The organism is Pseudomonas silensiensis, assembly GCF_050434865.1.
GTDB lineage: Bacteria > Pseudomonadota > Gammaproteobacteria > Pseudomonadales > Pseudomonadaceae > Aquipseudomonas > Aquipseudomonas fluorescens_W.
The window spans coordinates 196,521-217,259 of sequence record NZ_JBNDJH010000002.1; the positions used below are offsets into that span (position 1 = coordinate 196,521).

Consider the following 20,739-nt stretch of genomic DNA (forward strand, 5'->3'; position numbering starts at 1 on the left):
GCCCCGGCACGGCGGGTGCGAGGAAATACCCATGACTAACAACACTCAAGCTCAAGCTCAACACACAACTGTTGCTGAAATCCAAGCTGCACACCTTTCTGTAATCCGCGAAACAAAAAAGGAAATGGTGCCGGCTCATGAGCTGTTCGGGTTTTCGGACGAGATCAAAGGGGTAGCTATGCTGCCAATCAATGTTGATCGTCACCCGCTGACTCCCGCTACTCAGGATGATTTCGTGTTCACCGAAAATCTGGTTCGCCGGACTTTGCTGAGCATGGCTTGCGGCGACAGCATCATGTTGGTTGGTGAGAAAGGGACGGGTAAAACCTCCTTTGCGACCCAGCTGCATGCACGCTTGAATAAACCGATGATTGGCATCACTGGCAGCAACGGTGTTGACGATAGCTACCTGCTTGGTTGCAAGACCATTCAGGACGGCGACGTTAAGGCTGTTGATGGTGTTTTGAGCTATGCCTACCGGCATGGTTTGACCTGCCTGATTGATGAAATCTGCACACTGCGCCCAGGTGTTCTGGTCGGAATCAACGACATCCTTCAGGGTGACGATCTGGTTTCGCTCAAACACCACGGTATCGACCCAAATCTGGACCCGAAAGATCTTCTTTCGATGAAAGGCGGGATGAATATCGTGCGCCATCCTCAGTTCCGTTTGTTCGCAACGGACAACACAGGTGGCAAGCAATCTCGTGATCCCCGTTTTGTCGGTCTGAACACGCAGAACGCTGCAGTGCGTAGCCGTTTCACATCCCTTAAGGTGGGCTTTATGACACCTGAGAAGGAAATGATGGCTCTGAAAGGAGCATCGGTAGCCTTTGCGAACAAGAAGAAGCTGCAGACCTCGGTGAGTGATTTCAATATTCAATCGATGGTCGAATTTGCTTTCCGTTTCCGCAAAGCATTCGCGTCGTATGAGGTAAGCGACAACATCTCATTCCGCGAAATCAAGCGTTGGGCAATCAAGCTGATGATGTACGGTGACCTCGATGATTCGTTCGTTGATGCGATCTACACCAACCTGGAAGAGTCTGATCAGGTTGCTGCTATGAATGAGTTCAAGGCCACTTTTGGTCGCGATCTCATCCTTCCTGAGGAGTATTCGATTTCGGTTGCTTCTCAAGCAGACGCATTCATCAAGCGCAACATCGAAGCCCAAAAAGCGGTCGCATAAGGAGAGCAGCAATGTTCTACGTAGTGAACGCCAAAGGTAACTTCCTCGCCGGCTTCGTGCTGGCGGGGGAGAGGTCTGTACGTCTCTATGAAGGCATCAAAAGTGCCGGCATAGTAAAAATAACCAAGAAATTGGACTGCGTTTGTCCCAGCGTTGATGACGCTTGGGAGCGTCTTTGTGAGGAGATCGCCGGCGCTCGCGCCGATGGCTTTCTTCTCGCGCCTTACGACACCTCGAACATTGAGGTTCCAGAAAATCCGTATCAGGCAGAAATTCCTGAAGCGCTGCGAGGGATTTATGCCCACGTAAAGGAGTGTGCCGATGAGCATTTTCGAGCAGGTCTTGACCAGCTGAAGAGTGTTCATGCGGTGCTGTCGAAAGGTGGAGCTGGGGTAAAGCTCAAGGTGACGGATCGAAGCGTGTTGCTTTCCTCTAAGGAGAGAGACATCAGCTTCGGCCTGGCCGATTTGAGGATGTGGGAAACCATGTCACTCAAGGCGAAGGAGTTGTGCGAGGAACGTGGCATGTTAAACAGCACCCAACTGCTTCCGAGCGGAACGGGGCTTTGGCGCATGCAAACCCATGAATCTGTATTGGATCTCTATGTCCGGGCTTTTTTAGCTGGTGCAATAGAGGCAGGTGCAGTGATCAGCTTTTCAGCTGATCAAGAATGGAAATTCTCCGCACAGCGTTCGTTTCACTCCTCTGATGTGGCAACACTTCAGTGGTACCGCGAAAACCCAAAATTTCTGGACTTGGTCCATGGAATAAAGCCTCAAGCCGCTCCAGTCGAAGTAAACGAAGATAACGACCTGTTTCTCTTTCTCTAATCACAAGGCTCATATGAGCCACATCCTTTCCTTGAGCCGGGCATTTACCCAGCTCACGCCGGGTAAATGTTCGAGTTTCTTGGAACTCACATCCCGGCACCGTGCCCGGGGTTGTTTCTCAATTTCCCTGTGCACGGCAGGGGAGAGGTTGTCTGAAATGAAAGCACTGAAAAACGTAATTGCTCGCACCGATGCTGCCCTGAACAAGTTCTGGATCGGCACCGCCTTGCGCGGCTACCACCAAATCCAGGCAAAGATCTACAGCCGAAAGGCGAGACGATTTGCTTGTAAGGCGGTATCCCAGCCTGATTATGCTGTAGTACGCCACCAGGCTGCTCGGCATAGGCTCGAAGCTGAGTTGATTGTGGATATGCTGTGACGTGAAAAGTGCTGCCCTTTCGGGGGCAGCATTCTTGCTCTGAGAGCTGGCCAAAAACCCAGCTCACGCTGGGTGTTTGTCGAGTTCTTCGAACTCACACCACCCGGCTCCGTGCCCGGGTGTAGTTTTTTAATGCCCCGGCACGGCGGGTGCGAGGAAACACCATGAAAGCAGCTACCACGTTGTTCAAAGCAATTACCGTCGCAGTCCTCAAGCGCTACCACCGTCAAATGGCGATCTGGTATCGGAAGGCTGCTGCTACTCATGCCGACATCGTCATTCACACGCAACACCGTGTACCTACGGAAACTCTTCGGATGCTTCGTGGCAAAGCGCAAATGCACTCCCAGGCCGCCAGTGCGATCCGGGTAGGAGAATGATTATGGGAGCTATGACTATGCACAGTGCTCAAGCATTAACCGAAGGTTGGATGTCATTCCTGAGGCTTCAAGCCAGCAACACAGGAATCAAGTTCATCATCGGTGAAAATGAACCGGCGCAAACGGATGGTAAAACCATTTGGATGCCGAGCTTGCCGGTAAACCTCACGAAAGAAGACCTGATCTTGTTCAAGTCCGATGGCTTGCATGAGATTGGTCATATTCGTTGGTCCGATATTCCGTATTACCAAGCGTTCACTGCGCAGCATGGAGAGTTCGCTGGCTTCTTGCTGAACGCTGTAGACGACGTATATATGGAAAACAAACAATCCCGTATGACCCGTGAAGCAGAGGCCTATTTCCGGCAATCTGCTGAAATCATGTTTGAGCGTAAGCAGTTCCGCGACGGCAGTGCTTCACCTGCTGAAGCTGTGGCCTGTTACACGCTCTGCTACCTGTTTTCTCGTGCTTGGAGTGAGTACGACCCCGCACTTGCGATGGTGACTGCTAACTTCGATAAACACTTCGGTGAGCACGCCGAGAACGTTCGGAACAACCTCGATCAGATTCTCTTCAACGAGTTTCCCAGTGTTCAATCAACACCTCATGCCGGCGCGCTTACGCTCCGGATCATGGCGATGCTGAAAGCGCTGAGTGACGAAGACGAGAAGAAGAAAAAGGAAGGGCAGGATGGCCAACAACCGAAAGACCAGTCTGGTGAGCAATCACCGAATGGCGATTCTGGAAAAGGCCAAGGTGGTGGCAAGCCTGATGAGAAGAAGCCTGAGCAATCTGGCGGCAACTCTGACGGTAAGCCTGGTGAAAAGGGTGGCCAAGGTGACCAACAAGGGAAATCGCAGCCTCAGGGCGGCGACCAACCAGGTAAGGGAGCTGAAGCAGGTAACGGGAAGGACAACGCTGCGGGCGGACAAAATGGCGGTGGTCAAGGTGTTGGTGCCCCTGGCGCTCCACTGAAGGACATCGTTGACGGAATCATCAATGCCAATGGTCTCGGCGAACGCGAAATCTTTGATAAGCGTGCTGTGATCCAAGGCATTTCCGACTCTGTTGCAGCAAAGAAAAATCCGGACTACGAAGGGCAAACGTTGGCGCCAAAGTGCGTCATCGACGGTAAAGCAATTGGTAAACCATCAGAAAAAGGTTTTGGTGGTGGTGCAGGTAAGAAGGAAGTTGTCGATGGGATTGCTGTATGCCCAGAAGACGCTGCTGAAGCCCGTGTTGTCGAAAGCAAGTTGGGTCGAAAGGTCCAAGTGCTGGCGACTAAATTGCAGGCTTATCTGATGAACCAGGAGGAAGCGGAGGAGGCTTCATCTCACCGCGGTGGCCTGGGTCAAAATCATCTCTACCGCCTTGGTCTGGGCGACACCCGCATCTTTATTCAAAAGGAAGAAGTGGAGCGTCCTACCGCTGCAATATCGGTTGTCGTTGATCTGTCAGGTTCCACCTTGGATCTGGAAGATAAGGATTATTTGGACGAGAAAAATGGTATCCCGAAGAGAAAACGCCGGAATCAAAGCAATACCCCCGTCGCTGTAAAGGGGAATGCTGAGGCCGGTGCAGCCTCTAAGGAAAAACCCGTTGAAGTCCCAAGCATCGCGCGATCAATCGTTCAAGCAGCTCTGATTTTCGAGAAGGTTCTAAACCAAATCGGAACCCCACGTGAAATTCTCGGCTTCGCACCACGCAAGGGTGACCTGATGACAATGGTTCGCTCCTTTGGAGATGACCATCTGACAGCGGTTAAACGTATAGGCGGATTACGCGGAATTGCCGGTGGGAATCACACCCCTATCGGTGAAGCAGTGTTTCACGCTGGCCGTCGATTGATGGCACATGATGCTCAAAAGAAAGTGCAATTTGTACTGACTGATGGTGCACCTAGCTGTGTTGATAAGGCCGTAGAAATGACTCGTTTCTGTGAAAGTGCAGGCATCCGTGTGGTGTACCTGGTTATTGGTGAGTCAGTCCGTACGGATTGGCTTATCAACGCCAATATCCCATTTGCTTGCGCCAAAACAGCTGACGAAGTGGGCCCAGTGCTGATTGCTGAAGCCAAGCGCCTGTTGATGTAAACCACAAACACTAAAAGTAACTCAACGACTCGCAAGAGCCGTAGCGCATCTCCTCGTGAGCTGGACTAAACCCCCGGCTCAGGCCGGGTGTTTTGTCAGGTTCTTAGAGCCTTACTAAACCTGGCTCCGTGACCAGGTCTTTGAAATTTAAAGCCCCGACACGGCGGGTGCGAGATAAAAGCATGAGCCAACTTCTAGATGTTCATAAACAACGCTTTGCGTTTATTGATATTCGCCCTGCTATCCAGGCGGCGTGCAATGCTGGCTTCAATGCGTCACAGCATGACACCCCCCCTGCTGAAATCTGTGAAGACCCATTGCTTCTAATGTGGTTCGAAACAGGTCAGCGGGCAAAATCGTATATCGATCATGTAAAAAGTTAGAAGTGTTGGGCCGCTATTAATCGGTTCCATTCTTCAGAGTCCCAGCAATGGGACTCACCTCTCCTAGTGAGCTGGATCAAACATCCGGCTCACGCCGGGTGTTTGCTCGAGATCTCTGGTCTCGAAACACACCCGGCTCCGTGCCCCGGGTGTTATTTAATTAGCCCCGTGGTACGGCGGGTGCGAGGAAACAAATCATGACAAACGTAAACAGCGCTGTACAAATCGTTGCAAAAACTGAAGAAACCAAAGTAGCTGTAATCAACCTTCTCATCTCGTGCATTTCGGAAGATCGTCAGATCGACTTAAGTGAAATCGGTATTGTGGTTGGTGAACTTCCAGAGGCAACTCGGAAGATGATGAGCGAGAAGATTTTCCCTCGGGATTTCCTTCGCTCTTACCACCGCATCCGTGAGCAAGCTGAAGGTGAGTTGGATAAAGATGGCTCTATCCGTACCTCTATGGGTGGGGTCAACAGCCGCAGTTCGGCAATCTCTAAGATTGCTGAGCTGAATAAACTCAAAGATGCTTGGAATCAACAGTTGGCAGTAGATGGTCCTAAATACAAAGATATGTGCGAAAAGCACCTGTTGAATATTGGGGCTGCTGCAATCAAAGCTGGTGCTGATGTAGTGCTTGTCGGGAAACTGACTGAGCACTTGATGAAGCGTCAGCCTTCCTGGGAGCAGGTATCCGCAAGCCTAAAGTTCGGTTACGTCGTCACTATCATCTCGTTGGATGAAGGTGATTTCGATCCTGAGCTAATGGGTGCACAGCGCGACAGCGTTGTTGCTCTGCGGGATGGGGTGATGGGCGCACTTGTGCAGAATATCTGCAAGGAGGCGTTTGAGATCCTCAAACTAGTGGCGAAGAAAGATCGCACGACCAGTACCGGTCAGATTCAACTCAACCCTCGCACGATTCGTCGCGCGCAGCAGATGGTGACAAAGCTGGAGTCTCTGGCTTTCATCCATAAGCTGATCCGTCCGCTCCATGACGCCATCAAGGCGCAAATGGACAAGCTGCCGGCATCTGGGGCGTTGACTGGTTCTGAATTCAGGAACTTTGAACAGTGCCTCACCTCTCTGCGTGACCAGACTTTGGTTTGGGAACGCCTGGAGAAAGGTTTGCCGCTGATTGAGGTAACCCCTGTGCAAGTGGTTGCTACACAAACCGCAAATGCCTCGGTGGCAACTGCGGCCCAGCCGCTCGTGTCGTCGCAACAATCTTTGGTAATGACCCAACCACAGGCTGCAGTTACTGCCCCCGCAGAGACTGTAGCTGCAACCGCTGGTGCTTCGGCACCGGTTGAAGCGGAAGTTGTCGAGGCCTCGGTCCCGGTAAGTCCTGTAGTTGAATGTCAGCAAGAAGAAACGGTCCCGGCCGCTGAATCGAGCACACCAGCCTACGTGGAACCGACTCCAACTGAGTCGCTGTTCGACTGGCTCTAATCCACTTCCTGATCCCACCCCTGACGGGCCACCACACCCCGTCAGGGGAGTGGTGCGCCCAAGGAGCGCACTATGCAAGTCGATCTCTTTGGCGAAGCAGTTCGTCAAGCACCTGTTAGAAATCAAACCGAGCGGAAAGTCACCACGAAAGTGGTGTTTGACCGTAAGGCGCTTTGGTCCTCTTCGGGGTACCTACTTGGCATTAAGGAAGTGGCTGAAAGAGAAGTTGCGGAAGCTACCTCGACATCAGATACACGATCTGACAATGCAACCATCGAACGTTTGGAAATAGCTCTTGGGCTGGCTCCAGTCGTTAAAGATGGTCAATGGGTTACTAACGAGTTGGGGTTTGTATACCGGCGCGTTGGAAAGCCGTTCAAGGGGGCCCGGCCTTTCGGCCCCAAGGGCAGTCTCCTCCGAGACTTAACTCGACAACTGATATTGAACTCCGCAAGGGATTCGATTGAACCGTTGTTTACGGACCCATGTTCATGGCTTGTCGTCAATTCAGTTGCGGTGCTTCATGCGCGTTTGAAATTGATGGAGGACGATGAAGATGCGCATTCTTGCTTGCAGGCTTTTTTGCAAGTGGTTGCGCAGCATGACTTTATCGACAACTCCCGTAAGGGCGAGACAATCCGATTCCTTACAAAGAGGGATCAGATGCGGGACATGCGAGCAGCTGCTCGAAAGAAAAAAGACGAACTTGAAGCAAACGCGCCTGTCTCTGAGGATCTTATGGATTCTTTGATGGATGTTGATAGCGACGAGTTTGACGATAACTAATAGATGTATCCAGTAACGCTGCCGGCGTTTACTGAAATCATTTATCAGCCACCTAGATGGTGTGCGAGATGGGGTCCGGCCCCCATTCTGGAGAAACAATGACTACTACGCTGAAATCGAAAGTAATTGGTCTGGTTGATACCGTTGTAATTGCTGCGGCAAAGGGTGTTTGGGGATTGATCAAGATGTTTGATCCGTTTCCAATTCAGCACCATTTCGTTGCGCGACCATCGGCGGTTAATCATACGATGACCAAGCTCTTCTCCCTGAAGGGGGATGATGCGAAAGAGTCATTCGCCCGGCTTTGCAATTACCATATTGTGAGCGTTGGAAATATGTCCACGCGTCGAGGTCTGGTTGGTCGTAAAGGGCTGATCAAGATCTACAACGCCGATAACGGAAGAGTTTTAATCATCCGTGCTCTGGGCTCCTCTGTTCAAGCTGGGGAAAAAGGAATTCCTAAAGATGGGATTGCGTTGAACTATGACGCAAGAAAATTGTTAGGGATTCCAAAAAATCAAGAAGATGGTCTTAATCTTGTTGTTGGCCCAGCCAACGCCAATGATCAGGAGTATTTTCATATGTACCAGGATGCCGATTTGTCCAGTCGAACCGCTCGTGCGCTCGGCTGGTATCTCGTTATTGCTGGTCTGGTCTACTCCGTTTCGCAAGTGCTGTTTAGCGGCATAGAAATCGCGATCGGGCTGTTGTCGTAACTGATTGTGTGACACCGCTTCCTCCCTGATGGGAGGAGCGGGCGTCACCTCCAAGCACCTTTGTGAAAGGGCGTTTGGAGGTGGCGTCCGCCCCGTCCATCAGAGTTGAGGTGTCGCATGATGAGTATTCCGAGCAACAGAATGACCCATACAGTTGCAGATTACGGTTTCTCCTACGAGGGCCATTTTCGTAACGGCGCTGAAGGCATCATTGCCCGCCATGACGCCCCAATACTTTGCTTCCCTGACTCGGTGCCGCTTGAATCCGTTCGCGATACCATCGAGCTTTGGAATGTGATGCTGGAGGGGATTTGTCCTGGCAAGGGCTACTACGCTTTCAGCCAGGCTGAGGAGATGGCACACCCTGGGTACCATGTACTGGTGCTCTTTTCGGATGAGGACTTCTGCAACACATTTTTAGGCGTCGTCGCGACTGAGACACTTCCGCCTTTGTTTGGCGGCATGATGCAGCGGCAGTTCAGGGGTTGAGGCTATTTCCTATGACCCCTTGCACTGCATCCTCAGACGGCGAGCGTGTACCTGGCACGCACTCAGGGGCGGCAGTTCTGCTGCCCCTTCGCCATCCCCCTGCAATAACGCTGATCAGCCTATAACGGCCGCCAAGGCCCTTCTGAACTGCGCACCTGTGAACGCCACCCCAATCCTCCACTACAGACACTGACCGCCTAAAAACGGACTCGGTGGGCTTTCGGCTGCCTGGCATTTATTAAGTGGGTGGAAGGACATGACCATTCAATATCGAGGCGAGGAAACCAACGCAGCATGATCTTTTGGATTAAGCCGAGGCTTCTCCTTGATGGACTCAATCCTTGCAGCGCCCCGACAATTGGATTGAGTAATTTCTCGCATGCGGAAGCACCTTTCACCTGGCGTGAATGCCGTTATCCTGATCAGCATTGCCACAGGCTGTTCAGGCCAAAGTACTCAGGAGAACCGAATTGCTGATTGATTTTGCCGCGGCGCACGAGCAGTACCTCAAGGGTAGGTTGGAGGATGGCGTGTGGGTGTACAACGCGGTGAATCCTTCGAAGCCGGAGTCCGGCATCCACCTGAGCACGCACCAAGTCTTCAGCAATGCTGGACTTGGTGTGGCCCTGTACATTCGTAACGAGGTTGATGAGGCGCGCCGGGCGGTGAAGGCCCACTCCGGTTTGAAGTTAGTGTTCAGCCACAAGGTGCACGGTCGCTATCTTCTGGCGAAGGACAAGGAGAGGATCAGTTTGACCCTCGATATCGGTGCGTGCCGGCATCTCTACGCCTGGCTAATAGGCGCTCAGCCCGGATTCACGCATGATCTTGTTCGATCGGGCACGAATCCAAGGCAGATCTCCGGATTTGAAACGGACAGAGCATTCCCGCTGACGTTGCGAGCCACAGAGTTCTCGCCAGGTGAGGGCCACAGACAAATTGATGTTGGCCTTTCAGACACAGATATTTTCCATATTCAGATGCATTGCGTTGCCTTGGCCAGGCTTCTCTATCCGGCTATGTCGGACACAGCACTTGTGCACCACATGCTTCCCCGGAAGCCACCGGCGCGCGCGGCGGTGAGCGGACTTACTGAAGCTGAGACGACGGACTCGGACCAGGGGCAGTTCATTCAAGAGCCAACAGCGCCGTCAATGCCGACACAGTCAGCGCCGGTCGTCATAGCACCTGATGTGGCCAGGATCAAAAAGGCCGTATTCGGGGTTGGCAAAAATCAATGGCCGGAGAAGGACATTCAAACGATTCAGTACATCCAAGAGAATTCGACTGTTGAAGCCATGGATCGCCTGATCAAAGCGGGAAACTCTGGCGACTTCACAGAATGGGACCGGATTCACGCCTTGGTTCGATCAGGCCGGGGCTAAAACCGCATTTTTGGGTCAGTCCCTACCCACTATTAGGGTATGACGACAGAAAACCTCAAATTCCCCCTCATCACCCAGCATAACGCTGAGTACCCCCGCGAGATTCAAGCCGCGAAGGAGGTCAGCCGCCTGCTGACCAAGGTCGACTTCCCAGGCCAAGACGTCTGGGTCGACTTGCGGTTCGACTACTCACTGGTCGAGCACTCATCTTCCAACGTAGACGTGATCCTCATTCGAGGACAGCCACACGGCATCGTGCGGATCAACCTGCAGGCTTTGTACTTGATGCAGGACTTCGAATCGATGCTGAGGGAAGTCATCCCGCACGAGCTTGCTCATGTCCTGCACGGCGTAAGAGCCAAGGTCGACGGCTTCACGATCGATAAGGTGCACGACGATGCTTGGCAGCACCTTGTGTTCAAACTCCAACCCGATTCAGAGCCTTTGCCCAAGGTGAGGGGCGAGTTTGACGATCGCGCGGTTCGCCTTAGCAAAGGCGGAATTTTGATCCAGTGCGAATGTGGGGAAGAGGAATCGTTTGCCGTGGTCGCAGACACCGCCGGCAACTCCGCGAAGTTGAGAACCGAAGACCACAAATGTGGCACCTGCAAATTCCCTTATCACCGGGTAGACGGGCAAACCTTGTTGCCGCAGCGCATCAAGGATGACCTGGCATTTCTAGAGAAAATAAAATGCATCAAGTTTCAGCATCCGCACCTTCAACGCTAGCCCGAGCCATACGGAAGACCCATGCTGATCTAATCCATATTGGCATGGATACTCGTGGCGAATCGATTGACTGGTCGTATCCATCAGTCTCGAACTTCAACATCATTTTCTTGGGTGGGTCTGGTGCCGGTAAAACGCACACCATCCATCACATGGCTGCCGAGGTCCACAACCGCGGAACCACCCTGCATGTAATCGATATCAAGGGCGACTTTGGCTACGAAAACTTCGCTGCCACCGGATTGGGCGACAAGCTAGGCCCTGATGACTTCAATGACATCGTTTTCAACTACACCCTTGATGGGTGCGCCCTGAATCCGCTCCAGGTGCCAAGAACAGAGGACGGAGGTGGTGTACTTGGCACGATCGGCGTGGTCAGGGATCTGGTCAAAATCTTTAACCCCCAGGCGGGGGTGAAGCAACTCAACTACCTGAACCATATCCTGAAAGACGTCTTTGCCAATGCCAAGATCGATCATGACGATATTTCAACTTGGTCGAATCCGTGCCCGACGTTCCAAGACGTACTTGACCAGATTGATCTTATCTTCAACGCACTCACGGCCGGCACCGACACGGTCACGGTCCAAGACATTTACAAGGCACTCGGCTCTGCCAAAAAGGAGGCCAAGAAAACCATCGAAAGGATGAAGATCGCCGAGGAGGGTGATGCTGCGATCAATGAAAAGGTTGTCGAAGTTCGCGAGAATCTCGAGGCAACACTGCTGGGTCATGCTCGAAAACTGATCTCCTATGAAACTCTTGGCGCTCGCAAAAAAGGTCCAAGCGCGGAATGGGAGCACTGGTCGAAGGAAACGCTGTACAGCCTCAAGAACATCATCCAGGAGATGGTGGATTGCCGTCTATTCACAGGCAACCCGTCTCGCCCGAAGGCCGGCAAGATCAATCGATATGTCCTCACGGACCTCAATGCCCGTCATCAGCAAGTCATCATGCGGATCATTGCGTCACAGGTTTTTGCCATGGGGATCATGGAGACCAAAAAGCGCAACTCCTACAACCCCGATTCCCCAAGCCACATTTTGATTGCGGACGAAGGGAAGCACATCAAAGAGATCTCCGGCTCCCCAATCGATCCATTCAACCGGATTGGTACCGAAGGTCGTGGGTACGGTGTGGGCGTGTGGTGCGGTGTTCAATCGCCAGATCAGGTTACCAAAGACCTTCTGAAAAACATCGCGACCTATTTCCTCTTGAAGGTGCCGGAAGCTTCCTATCCAGAAGTTGCCAAACTGTTCGGTACCCGACCTGCTCAGTTGAAGCAGCTGGTCGCGCGGGAAAACCTCCTGTTCGGTACCGGCGGTTCCTACTCACTCGTAAACCATTTCCGAGGGTGACCCATGCACAAGGCCTCCGCGGTCGTTCTTCTGGCTTGCATGTCCTTAGGGGCATGCACCGGCCCTTCGGTGACCGATCTCCAGGATCAAAGCCAGCTTTCCGGTGCTGACCAGGCAGTTCATATCGGGAAGTACGACAGCGCCGAGAAGATCCTCGGCCAGTACGTGTATCGAGATGATCGCGGTCACCTGAAGCTGAAGTACATAGGCATCAGCAGCGATAACCGGAAGCAGACGATCGACACTGTGGTGTCACTACTTTGGGAAACCGGCCGCGACGAAACGCTCAAGCAATTCGCTGACGACTATCTGTCTGGCGACGAGTACAAGGCCACAATCTGCCGTATCACCGAGCGCCAAGCGCTGTATGAGGAGGCCTACCATTGCTGGAACAAGATGGGGGAGAGTGATCGCGCGGAGAGGGTTATTCGTACTGAAGCGGCGTTGAGAATTCTGGGAACCCAATGAGCTTTTTCCCCGATCGTAACCGGGGAAAAGTTTTCGCATGCTGAAACTTATTCCCCGTCCGCGGCTGGATCACTCTGCATTTTATCGAGTGTCGGCCGCTGGACTTTGATGTCGTAGGCCGACATTCCCCACTTCGGAACAATCGCCGGAACCATCTCAGAAATCCGGTCCTTGTCGAGAAGCACGCACGCTTTGAACAGCTTCATGCCGATCTTCACATCCCACCGACCAGTTGGGCTCTCGTCAGCTTTGTGCTTGGTTTTCAGCAAATCCATCTTGGTCAGTAGGTCGATCAGGACTGGGGTTGCAGGGTGATTGAAGTTCCGAGAGTCAACGTTGAGCTGAAGCTGCCGACTGAGCTCATTCGGTACAAACTCACCAATGCTTTCAATGATTCTGGACATTGGAATAATAACGAATTCCAGGGCGTCCTTAGTCCAGCCTGCCGCGTTATGTGAGCCTTGGTACCCATTGATGTCCGCTCTGACAAAGAACTGCTCCATCGCGCTCTCAAGGATGGTTGTGGTGTTAACCGCATCCTTAGCATTAACGATGCCGGCGGCTTTTTCTGTTTGGATCGCAGTACCGTCAGCATGCCGGATAGCGCCGATCAAACGATCTACGCGCTCGCCTGCGTTCATCGGAAGGAACTTCGGTTGGTGGTAGTACCGCAGCGCCATCGTCAGCGTGAACCGATCCTCAGGTGGTAGCAGGGCGAACTCTGGTTGCTGTGCGATCAGGTAAGCGCTGTAGGTGTTGTGATGGGTAGCGTCTTTGCGCTTTACCCACGTCCCCGGCTTCTTTTCCTGGTAAGCGAGTAGTTTGTCGAGGTCATGAGCCAGGCCAGCTACACGCGCCAAAGGTTCCTCCCAATTCCGCTCCTTCATGTAAGCAACAACAGCCTTGGACAGTTCAATCGAATGATCTTTCAAGGTTGCGTCGGCATGATGATGGCCAACACTGGCCGGCGTCGTTGGATGGGCTTCAAGTAGCTCATAAACTGCGATTTGAAGTTTCTCGATGGGGGTTACCGGTGCTCTGGAGGTCACAATTGGCTTACGGTCGCAACGCATGAATATCTGCGTGAATGGATCGTCGTCTTGGACCCCGGAAATGATCTCCCCGGTCTTTGGGTTCCTAGCCTCGGGAATCATCACCATCATCGTGGAGCCTTCAATCGCACACGGATAGAGACCCGTCGCTGCCGGGCTCAATTCATCCGGATTGGCCGACGGGGCTTTCTTGTTCCTCGCTTTGAAAAATCGAGCGAGGACCAAGGTAACGAGCGAGTACACAAACCCGGCGTAAAAAACGGTGTGGACAATATTCAATGCGATTGCGGCGAGTGTGCCGAACGGACCACCGTTGGAAATTTCGTCAATCACGAACTGCGGCTTGATCATGAACCAGGTGGGTGTCAATGCATCCGCCTGGTAATCGAGAGCAGCACCAACCTCCTCCAGGTAGAACGCATACACCCCCACCAAAACGCAGAGCATCGTGAAGAGGGCGATCAAGCCCGAAGACAATTTTATGGTGCTGCTGGAGCTCATTTTTGACTCACCTGAGAAGGGACCTAAAAAAGATGCAGGTTTTTTAGGAAAGATGCCATTCAAAACGACGGATTTGGATCACTGCCTACCCACTATTAGGGTAACAGTCACTCCTGAAGGATTTTGTTTTGAAGCATGCACTGTCAATCCTGGCACTGATGATCGGTTGCCAATCGGTGTTTGCAGCGAATGGGTATAGCGATAGCGCCCTCGCTCGCAATCAAGCCATGTCCCCGTTCGATCGGTCCTTCGAAGCTGGACGTGCGCAAAACATCAACCAGCCGGTCGACTATCAACAGACCAAGCCCAACCCAGGACTGCTGATCGATCTGTCGATTGACGACCCCGTGGCGTCGATCAAAGAAACGGACACTGAACGGAAGTACCGCCAGACGCTTCAAGAATTGGATCAGAACAAGCAGGCACTGACGGCTGCTCGTGCTGAAACCGAGCGTCAACTGAAGGCCGCAACGCAGACTGCTGTCAGTGCCGCGGCTAAGCGGCGTGAGGATCTCGTTGCCCAGCAAGCAGAGATTCAGCGCGCCCTTGAGCTAAACCGCCAGGCACAAGCACAGGCGGAGCGTGTGAAGGTCGAGCAGGTCGCAGACATCGCAAGCATCAAAGCTCACAGCGACCAGTTGCTGATGTTGGCTGAGAACAATGCCGAGGTTATCGAATCCGCAGCGCACAAACGCGTGATCCTCGAGCGAATCGATCCGACCTTTGTTCTCAACGAGCCGGTAACAGCCAAGTTTGACGGCGCAACGATCAAACAGATTGTGCAAGGAATCATGCCTGTTGGTTGGGATGTGGAAACCGATTTTAAAAAACGTCCCGAACTCGAAACCCGCCGCTACCAGTTCATCTCCACGGAATCGCGCGACGTCGCGCTACGAGCTCTCACGTCTGAGATTCGCGACACCCGTGTCCGTTTCAAATACTTCTGGGATTTGAAGGACCCTCAAGGGAACCCTCAACCAATGATCCTGCTAACCGATCGTCCGGATTAAGGCCAGTACATGAAGATCAAGCATCTCGCCCTTGCAATCACCCTGGCCTCTGGGTTGATCGGTTGCCAAAGCTCGTATGAGTTCAACAAGGAGGAGCAGTACTCCTCTTTGCGTCCAGGCGCCACGGACAAAATGCAGGCCCTCCGCGGCAACACTTATGTCCGTGAAATTCGGAGTGAGGACGAGGCGAAATCGAAGCAGATTTTCTTGACCCAAAAGGGCATCACGCTTCGCGAGGTACTGCAACAAACGCTGCCGGGGTATTCCATCATCCCAAAGGGGAAAGTGGATCTTAAAACCCCAATTGACGTTGCAGCTCAAGGGATGAGTGTCGGCGATTTCATCGAGTACATCGAAGGGACTCTGGACCTTGATATCACGATCGATGGGAATCGAATCACCGTAACGAACTTCCAAACCCACGAATGGAACTTGGCCACGTTCGCATCCACTCGCAACGTGAATAACGTCATCGCATCGACCCAGACACGCGGCGCGAAAGCAGGTGATACAAATGCCCGCGATGAAGACACGGGTGGTCAAACCACCGGCAACACAATCGGCTTCAACTTGTCGGAAGATGAGTGGACGAAGATCATGGAAGGCGCCAAGTCGATCCTGGGCGTCACTGTCGGCCAGAACCGCGGCGTTCAGCTGACGGGCAATTCGCCAATGGGAATCGCCAGCCGACCTGGTGCTGCGCTGCCCCCGGGCATTCCCAATTCAGGCCTGAACTTCGACGTACAAACGCCTGCTCCGATGCCTGGCGTGAGTGACGCATCTGATGTGCCTGCATATATCGAGGGTATCCGCTCGGTTGGCATCGTGACCGCCGGCGGCAGACCTTCGAAGATGAAGGTGCTGGACCGTTACTTCAAGCGGGCAATCTCGGAAGCTACCAAGGTAGTTAACGTTCAGATTGAGGCCTATGACGTTGTTCTCGACGACGGTCGCCAAAAGGGCATCGACTGGAACCTGCTGGTTAAGTCCACCGTCAACGGCAACCCGCTGGGCCTGCAGCTGTTCAACACCTCGCCGGCGACAACAGATCCGTTCTGGAACGTAAAGGGTACCTATACATCCGACCACGTTGACGCTTCGGTACTTGTTCGGTTCCTGGAGGAGTTCGGTCGCGTTGAGCTGAAAGACCAGCCAAACATCACCGTTCGCAACGGCGTACCAGCGCAGATCTATGCCGGTGAAGAACTGACCTACATCGTTGACGTTGAGCAGTCTCAAGACCAGAACGGCAATGCGACGGTCACACCGAAGCTTTCTCGCCTGAAGGTGGGTGTCACACTCAGCGTGACAGTCCGAGTTCTGGAGGATGACAAACTGTTGGTCGACGTCTGGCCGGTGATTTCGAACCTGAATGCCCCGGACACAATCGCGATTGGCGACTTCTCCTTTCAAACGCCACGCGTGAACCTGAAAGAGTTCAGCACCCAGCTCATTACTTCATCGGGTAAGTCAGTCCACCTCGGCGGCCTGATCACCAAGCGTATGAACGAAGCTTTGCGTCAGTTGCCTTGGCAGAACCTCGTTACCAAGGCAGTCCTGAACCCACTGACACAGAGCATCAACAACAGCCTTGATCGCCGCGAACTCGTTCTGGTGGTCACCCCTACACTGGTAGAGGGCGTTAACTAATGCCTGAATTGCTGCTTGGCGTACCGATTGAAGTTGATGGTCAAGAAATCATCATCATCCGAGATAGCATCGGCACAGATGCGCTCGCGGCTACTTCTGAAAACGAGATCTTCACAGAGATCGAGCCAAGGGGTGCTGATGGCCGCCCGGCAATCTACATCGATGAAAACGAGCTACATAAACATAGGGATTCCTATCCTGGGATTACGGTTTATGGCCTCTGGCAGATTTTGTTTGCCAATAATCTGGTAACTCTTGGTCTATCTGAAGTTGTAGCACTTCAATCAGACCCTACCAGTGGTCAATATCTGCGGATGGTTCCACAGAGTGATTGGTCTGACCCAGCAAACATTCTGAAGTCGTCCGAGTACTTCGATAATCACATTCCTGATGATTACGATGACGAACTCGCAAAAGCAACTTTGATTAAGGTCGACGTTAGAAGCTTACGGCTTCCTTCGTCACCTGCGTTTACTCGTATCGAGTTGTACGAAAAACAAAAGCACGAGCATACAAAGCGTTGGTACGTGGCTGCATCCTTTTGCATCGTGATGGCCGCTGCGTTTGGCGTTTACAACTACGCAATGCAAACCGTGTACAAGATCAATATGGCCGAGTATGAGTCCAAAAAGGCTCAGGCCCGAGATCTTGAGCAGCGAGCCGCTGAGCTCCTCAAAGAACGACTGCTTGTAATCCCTGATGATTCCGGAACTATCACTCGAATCAGTCAATTGATTGAATACGACCCTTTAATGCGCTCGCCAACACTGACCGGGCAACTGAATAGCTTCACAACTGGTCACGTATTTATAACTCGGCCGAAGTTCCCGATCGACCTTTCCAAAAAGGTAGATGGAGTAACATCGCAGCTTACTGCAAACCTTGAGTATCAACTTAATGTCAGCCCCGTGTTGAAGGGGGTGGGTTATTAAATTTCAACTTAAGCGTTTTATACGGCAAAACACGCAACGTAAGGCTGTTTCAAAACCTGCCTTTACCAGTCCGATGCTTATTGCATTGGCAGTTGTTGCTATGGGCGGAATGAAGCTGACGATGACGCTCGGCGATGCCAGAAGATTGCCAAATGACTATGCCAGTTTGGATTCAGTAAATAGCCAATATCAACATGATATCGACGAGATCAATAAGGTCCAGATACTTCCAAAACTAGAAGGGTCTTGGCGAAAAGCGACCGCTATTGCTGAGGTTGTTGGGGTGGAGTTCAAACCCCTGGACGACACAGGTAAAGCGGAGCTACAGCATACCTACGTCGGCCCGCTGCGTAACTGGACAGCGATAGTTTCAGGGAAACCGCAGTTAGTTCTGTCGGTTGTTAAAAAGATCCAAAGCCAGGTTCCGACCTTCCTGTACGACTATTCGATCTCAGGCGGAATCATGAAACTGAACATTACGGTTGTAGGTACCTGATGATGAATTCGCTATCCAAAATCGCGTTTTGCTTGTTACCGCTATGTGTAACCCTTCCGGTTCTTGCTGACGAAGTCGACAAGGTTTTAGAGCGTGAACAAACGCTGGAAACGATGCGCTATAAGCGTGATCAGCTGAAGCTTCAGGCTGAAATGGCGGACTCTTGGAAGAAGATGTCTGATGCAAGCGTCATCGTCGACGAAGGTGGGTTGCCATTAGGCGTCAAAAACATTCAAACGTTGGCAATTGAGGTTCGTAGTAAGGGCCGCCCGACTGAAGCAAACCCATTTGACACGGGAAGCAATCCGCCTGGGCAAACCCAGACTGCACCTAATGGGATGCCATTTTTGTCAGACCAGCAGGGCATGCTTCCGCCTCAAGCATTTCAGGGGCCGCAACCACCAATGGGAGCGCGACCGCCGCAGCCGCTGCCGCCCGTTGAGGCAGAAAAGAAACCTCCGGCCGAGGAAGAAAAACCAATCCTTCAGCTTGTGAAAGTTGAGGCGTCTTCCGTGACTATTCGGACAAACGATGGTGATCATGTCGTTCGAATTGGTGAAAAAGTTAACGATCTAACTTTGACTAAATTCAATGTTGATCAGGCCTTTTTAAAAGGTCCCAAGGGCTTGCAGACAATCTCTATTAACTGGTCGGCTAAGTAATCAGCGAGCGTCAAATGACAACAGATTCAGTTCTTAAACGGCAGAAACAAATTCTTCAAATTCTTGTTGATGAAGGAAGGATTAGTTTTGCCCAAGCACAAGCGATGGCGATTGCTGAGAACATCGAAAGCATCATTCCAGACATCAACCGTCTCGCGAACGATGAAAATGCCGTTGCTTCCGCAGTTGGTAAAGCACTTGGCCGGAAGGTTTTCCTTGAAGTAGAGGAAGGTCGGCAGGCCACAATGCCGCCAAACATGGATAGCTGGCTTATCTATGACAATACCGTCTACATGACCAACCCGCTTGACTCAAAAGCATCAGAGCAGGCTATGGCGTTTGTGCGCCGCTCAGGTATTGATCGAAAGGGAATTACGCTTGGTGTGATTTCGGCGGTGAAGCTAGAAGCGCTACGTTCTATCGATATCGACGATGATGACTCGAGCCTCGATGATAAAGAAGCCCAGAAGCTTCGGGCACTTCAGCGTATTGATGAGATGCTCTTCGAGTCCTCTAAAAAGGATGCGTCAGACATACACCTACAACCTACACAAAGTGATCGGGTGTCCGTGCGTTACCGCATCGATGGCGATTTGCTTTCCCAGCGGTCATATCCGATTGCGTTACACGATTCGATTGTCCGAGTCGTTATGGAAACAAAAAGCCAGCTTACCCTTGAGACTGGTGTTCCCCAGGATGGTAAATTTGACTTTGAAATAAACAAGGGCAAAAAGATTGGTATTCGAGTCAGCTCGATCCCTGTTACACGTGGGTCGGATAAAAGTCCAAAGCTGGTACTTCGACTTCTCGGAAGTAATGCATCACTTGCGAGTATTAATAAGCTTGGTCTTAGCGCAAGAATTCTTGAGATTCTAAAACGTGTTGGCAACCAGCCAAACGGTATGATTCTCGTAACTGGTCCGACAGGGTCAGGTAAAACGACATTATTGAATGCTATGATGCTGGATATATATCGACACAATCCGAATCAAAACTATCAAACACTTGAAGATCCAGTTGAAATCCAACATGAGGGGATGTCTCATACTGAGGTAACTCAATTCATGACATTTGCGATGGGTCTTAGAGCAATTCTCCGCCAAGACCCTGACGTGATTTTGGTTGGTGAAATTCGTGATAACGAAACCGCCGACTTGGCATTTCGTGGCGCCATGACTGGTCACTTGTTGCTATCTACACTCCACACAAACAATGCGCATGAAAGCATCGGTCGTTTGGAGAAGATGGATATCGCCCGAGATATTCTGGCGGCGAATACCACGGCAATCGTTGCTCTGCGCTTAGTCAAGAAACTGTGTAGCCATTGCAAGAAGCAATACCTCTTCACTTCGGATAAAACCAGGCACGACCTTTATTCAAACAACGCAGCATTTTTGAAGTCGCCAGGTGATACAGCTATCTGTCTCTATAAAGCGAACCCTGAGGGGTGCGACAAATGTGGAAAGGACTCAGGTGGGCTTAAAGGGCGTCATGCAGTTCTCGAAATATTAGAAGTTTCCATTGAGGTTCAAGAGGCAATTTTGAACGGAGTTCCTCCGAGTTTGATTCGTCGAAATGGCATCGCAGATGGTTCTTTTCAGGATCTTTGGGATGATGGGTTGCGGTTGGTTCGAGAAGGCGTTCTCGGATTCGAGCAACTTGAAAAGCCACTTCGCCCGTATATGACGGATCGGATTCGCGGGGCACAAGTTGTCAGTAATAACACAAACCCTACCAGTAGTCCGCAACATGGACACAACCACGCTCCCCTGGCGCCTGTTTTATAAACGAAGGAAATCG

The 20,739-nt window shown here is 51.9% G+C and carries 21 protein-coding genes; 20 read left to right on the forward strand and 1 reads right to left on the reverse strand.

Going from position 1 to position 20,739, the window contains the following annotated elements; genetic code table 11:
* Positions 1–31: 31 nt before the first annotated feature.
* The 14 genes from QF010_RS03395 (at position 32) to QF010_RS03460 (ending at position 12,636) form a co-directional block, all read left to right on the forward strand.
* Positions 32–1,189, forward strand: coding sequence for an AAA family ATPase (locus QF010_RS03395; protein WP_429380366.1), 1,158 nt, complete (start codon positions 32–34; stop codon positions 1,187–1,189).
* A gap of 11 nt (positions 1,190–1,200) precedes the next feature.
* Positions 1,201–2,019, forward strand: a complete 819-nt coding sequence (locus QF010_RS03400; protein WP_429380364.1) for a hypothetical protein — start codon at positions 1,201–1,203, stop codon at positions 2,017–2,019.
* 157 nt (positions 2,020–2,176) lie between these two features.
* On the forward strand, positions 2,177–2,398 hold the full coding sequence (locus QF010_RS03405) for a hypothetical protein (RefSeq protein ID WP_429380362.1): 222 nt from the start codon (positions 2,177–2,179) through the stop codon (positions 2,396–2,398).
* Positions 2,399–2,562: 164 nt separating this feature from the next.
* Positions 2,563–2,778 carry a hypothetical protein gene (locus QF010_RS03410; protein ID WP_429380360.1) on the forward strand — a complete coding sequence of 72 codons (216 nt, stop codon included), beginning with the start codon at positions 2,563–2,565 and terminating at the stop codon, positions 2,776–2,778.
* A 17-nt stretch (positions 2,779–2,795) separates the two neighbouring features.
* Positions 2,796–4,871, forward strand: a complete 2,076-nt coding sequence (locus QF010_RS03415) for a hypothetical protein (protein WP_429532481.1) — start codon at positions 2,796–2,798, stop codon at positions 4,869–4,871.
* A gap of 182 nt (positions 4,872–5,053) precedes the next feature.
* The gene (locus QF010_RS03420) at positions 5,054–5,254 is read left to right on the forward strand and encodes a hypothetical protein (protein ID WP_429380356.1); all 201 of its coding nucleotides are present in this window, start codon (positions 5,054–5,056) and stop codon (positions 5,252–5,254) included.
* Between the two features lie 197 nt (positions 5,255–5,451).
* Positions 5,452–6,705 (forward strand): DUF3150 domain-containing protein, encoded by a 1,254-nt coding sequence (locus QF010_RS03425; RefSeq protein WP_429380354.1) that lies wholly within the window; start codon positions 5,452–5,454, stop codon positions 6,703–6,705.
* 72 nt (positions 6,706–6,777) lie between these two features.
* Positions 6,778–7,491: a hypothetical protein gene (locus QF010_RS03430; RefSeq protein ID WP_429380352.1), complete on the forward strand. Its 714-nt coding sequence runs from the start codon at positions 6,778–6,780 to the stop codon at positions 7,489–7,491.
* A gap of 98 nt (positions 7,492–7,589) precedes the next feature.
* Positions 7,590–8,207 (forward strand): hypothetical protein, encoded by a 618-nt coding sequence (locus QF010_RS03435; RefSeq protein WP_429380350.1) that lies wholly within the window; start codon positions 7,590–7,592, stop codon positions 8,205–8,207.
* A 120-nt stretch (positions 8,208–8,327) separates the two neighbouring features.
* Complete coding sequence (locus QF010_RS03440) at positions 8,328–8,696, forward strand: hypothetical protein (RefSeq protein ID WP_429532482.1); 369 nt, start codon at positions 8,328–8,330, stop codon at positions 8,694–8,696.
* A 470-nt stretch (positions 8,697–9,166) separates the two neighbouring features.
* Positions 9,167–10,081, forward strand: a complete 915-nt coding sequence (locus QF010_RS03445) for a hypothetical protein (RefSeq protein WP_429380346.1) — start codon at positions 9,167–9,169, stop codon at positions 10,079–10,081.
* Between the two features lie 39 nt (positions 10,082–10,120).
* On the forward strand, positions 10,121–10,810 hold the full coding sequence (locus QF010_RS03450) for a hypothetical protein (protein ID WP_429380344.1): 690 nt from the start codon (positions 10,121–10,123) through the stop codon (positions 10,808–10,810).
* A complete protein-coding gene (locus QF010_RS03455; RefSeq protein ID WP_429532483.1) occupies positions 10,774–12,168 on the forward strand; it encodes a type IV secretion system DNA-binding domain-containing protein in 1,395 nt (464 codons plus the stop codon). Before QF010_RS03450 ends, QF010_RS03455 begins: the two co-directional genes overlap by 37 nt.
* Before the next feature lie 3 nt (positions 12,169–12,171).
* On the forward strand, positions 12,172–12,636 hold the full coding sequence (locus QF010_RS03460) for a hypothetical protein (RefSeq protein ID WP_429380340.1): 465 nt from the start codon (positions 12,172–12,174) through the stop codon (positions 12,634–12,636).
* A 47-nt stretch (positions 12,637–12,683) separates the two neighbouring features.
* On the opposite strand, the gene QF010_RS03465 is transcribed toward QF010_RS03460, so the two are convergent.
* Complete coding sequence (locus tag QF010_RS03465) at positions 12,684–14,189, reverse strand: HD domain-containing protein (protein ID WP_429380338.1); 1,506 nt, start codon at positions 14,187–14,189, stop codon at positions 12,684–12,686.
* Positions 14,190–14,317: 128 nt separating this feature from the next.
* Between QF010_RS03465 and QF010_RS03470 the strand changes: the two genes are divergently transcribed.
* The 6 genes from QF010_RS03470 (at position 14,318) to QF010_RS03495 (ending at position 20,726) form a co-directional block, all read left to right on the forward strand.
* Positions 14,318–15,199, forward strand: a complete 882-nt coding sequence (locus QF010_RS03470; protein ID WP_429380336.1) for a hypothetical protein — start codon at positions 14,318–14,320, stop codon at positions 15,197–15,199.
* Positions 15,200–15,208: 9 nt separating this feature from the next.
* Positions 15,209–16,849: a type II secretion system protein GspD gene (locus QF010_RS03475; RefSeq protein WP_429380334.1), complete on the forward strand. Its 1,641-nt coding sequence runs from the start codon at positions 15,209–15,211 to the stop codon at positions 16,847–16,849.
* Positions 16,849–17,781 (forward strand): hypothetical protein, encoded by a 933-nt coding sequence (locus QF010_RS03480; protein WP_429380332.1) that lies wholly within the window; start codon positions 16,849–16,851, stop codon positions 17,779–17,781. Before QF010_RS03475 ends, QF010_RS03480 begins: the two co-directional genes overlap by 1 nt.
* Positions 17,782–17,854: 73 nt before the next feature.
* Positions 17,855–18,277 (forward strand): hypothetical protein, encoded by a 423-nt coding sequence (locus QF010_RS03485; protein WP_429380330.1) that lies wholly within the window; start codon positions 17,855–17,857, stop codon positions 18,275–18,277.
* Between the two features lie 2 nt (positions 18,278–18,279).
* Positions 18,280–18,939 (forward strand): hypothetical protein, encoded by a 660-nt coding sequence (locus tag QF010_RS03490; protein WP_429380328.1) that lies wholly within the window; start codon positions 18,280–18,282, stop codon positions 18,937–18,939.
* Positions 18,940–18,953: 14 nt separating this feature from the next.
* On the forward strand, positions 18,954–20,726 hold the full coding sequence (locus QF010_RS03495) for a GspE/PulE family protein (protein ID WP_429380326.1): 1,773 nt from the start codon (positions 18,954–18,956) through the stop codon (positions 20,724–20,726).
* Positions 20,727–20,739 lie beyond the last annotated feature (13 nt).

Bases quoted from the DNA above. Each gene is read 5' to 3' on its own strand.
- QF010_RS03480 (WP_429380332.1), top strand. From the start codon at position 16,849: ATGCCTGAATTGCTGCTTGGCGTACCGATTGAAGTTGATGGTCAAGAA.
- QF010_RS03400 (WP_429380364.1), top strand. From the start codon at position 1,201: ATGTTCTACGTAGTGAACGCCAAAGGTAACTTCCTCGCCGGCTTCGTG.
- QF010_RS03455 (WP_429532483.1), top strand. From the start codon at position 10,774: ATGCATCAAGTTTCAGCATCCGCACCTTCAACGCTAGCCCGAGCCATA.
- QF010_RS03420 (WP_429380356.1), top strand. From the start codon at position 5,054: ATGAGCCAACTTCTAGATGTTCATAAACAACGCTTTGCGTTTATTGAT.
- QF010_RS03440 (WP_429532482.1), top strand. From the start codon at position 8,328: ATGAGTATTCCGAGCAACAGAATGACCCATACAGTTGCAGATTACGGT.
- QF010_RS03475 (WP_429380334.1), top strand. From the start codon at position 15,209: ATGAAGATCAAGCATCTCGCCCTTGCAATCACCCTGGCCTCTGGGTTG.
- QF010_RS03395 (WP_429380366.1), top strand. From the start codon at position 32: ATGACTAACAACACTCAAGCTCAAGCTCAACACACAACTGTTGCTGAA.
- QF010_RS03495 (WP_429380326.1), top strand. From the start codon at position 18,954: ATGACAACAGATTCAGTTCTTAAACGGCAGAAACAAATTCTTCAAATT.
- QF010_RS03435 (WP_429380350.1), top strand. From the start codon at position 7,590: ATGACTACTACGCTGAAATCGAAAGTAATTGGTCTGGTTGATACCGTT.
- QF010_RS03415 (WP_429532481.1), top strand. From the start codon at position 2,796: ATGCACAGTGCTCAAGCATTAACCGAAGGTTGGATGTCATTCCTGAGG.
- QF010_RS03425 (WP_429380354.1), top strand. From the start codon at position 5,452: ATGACAAACGTAAACAGCGCTGTACAAATCGTTGCAAAAACTGAAGAA.
- QF010_RS03490 (WP_429380328.1), top strand. From the start codon at position 18,280: ATGAATTCGCTATCCAAAATCGCGTTTTGCTTGTTACCGCTATGTGTA.
- QF010_RS03460 (WP_429380340.1), top strand. From the start codon at position 12,172: ATGCACAAGGCCTCCGCGGTCGTTCTTCTGGCTTGCATGTCCTTAGGG.
- QF010_RS03430 (WP_429380352.1), top strand. From the start codon at position 6,778: ATGCAAGTCGATCTCTTTGGCGAAGCAGTTCGTCAAGCACCTGTTAGA.
- QF010_RS03485 (WP_429380330.1), top strand. From the start codon at position 17,855: ATGCTTATTGCATTGGCAGTTGTTGCTATGGGCGGAATGAAGCTGACG.
- QF010_RS03410 (WP_429380360.1), top strand. From the start codon at position 2,563: ATGAAAGCAGCTACCACGTTGTTCAAAGCAATTACCGTCGCAGTCCTC.
- QF010_RS03465 (WP_429380338.1), bottom strand. From the start codon at position 14,189: ATGAGCTCCAGCAGCACCATAAAATTGTCTTCGGGCTTGATCGCCCTC.
- QF010_RS03405 (WP_429380362.1), top strand. From the start codon at position 2,177: ATGAAAGCACTGAAAAACGTAATTGCTCGCACCGATGCTGCCCTGAAC.
- QF010_RS03450 (WP_429380344.1), top strand. From the start codon at position 10,121: ATGACGACAGAAAACCTCAAATTCCCCCTCATCACCCAGCATAACGCT.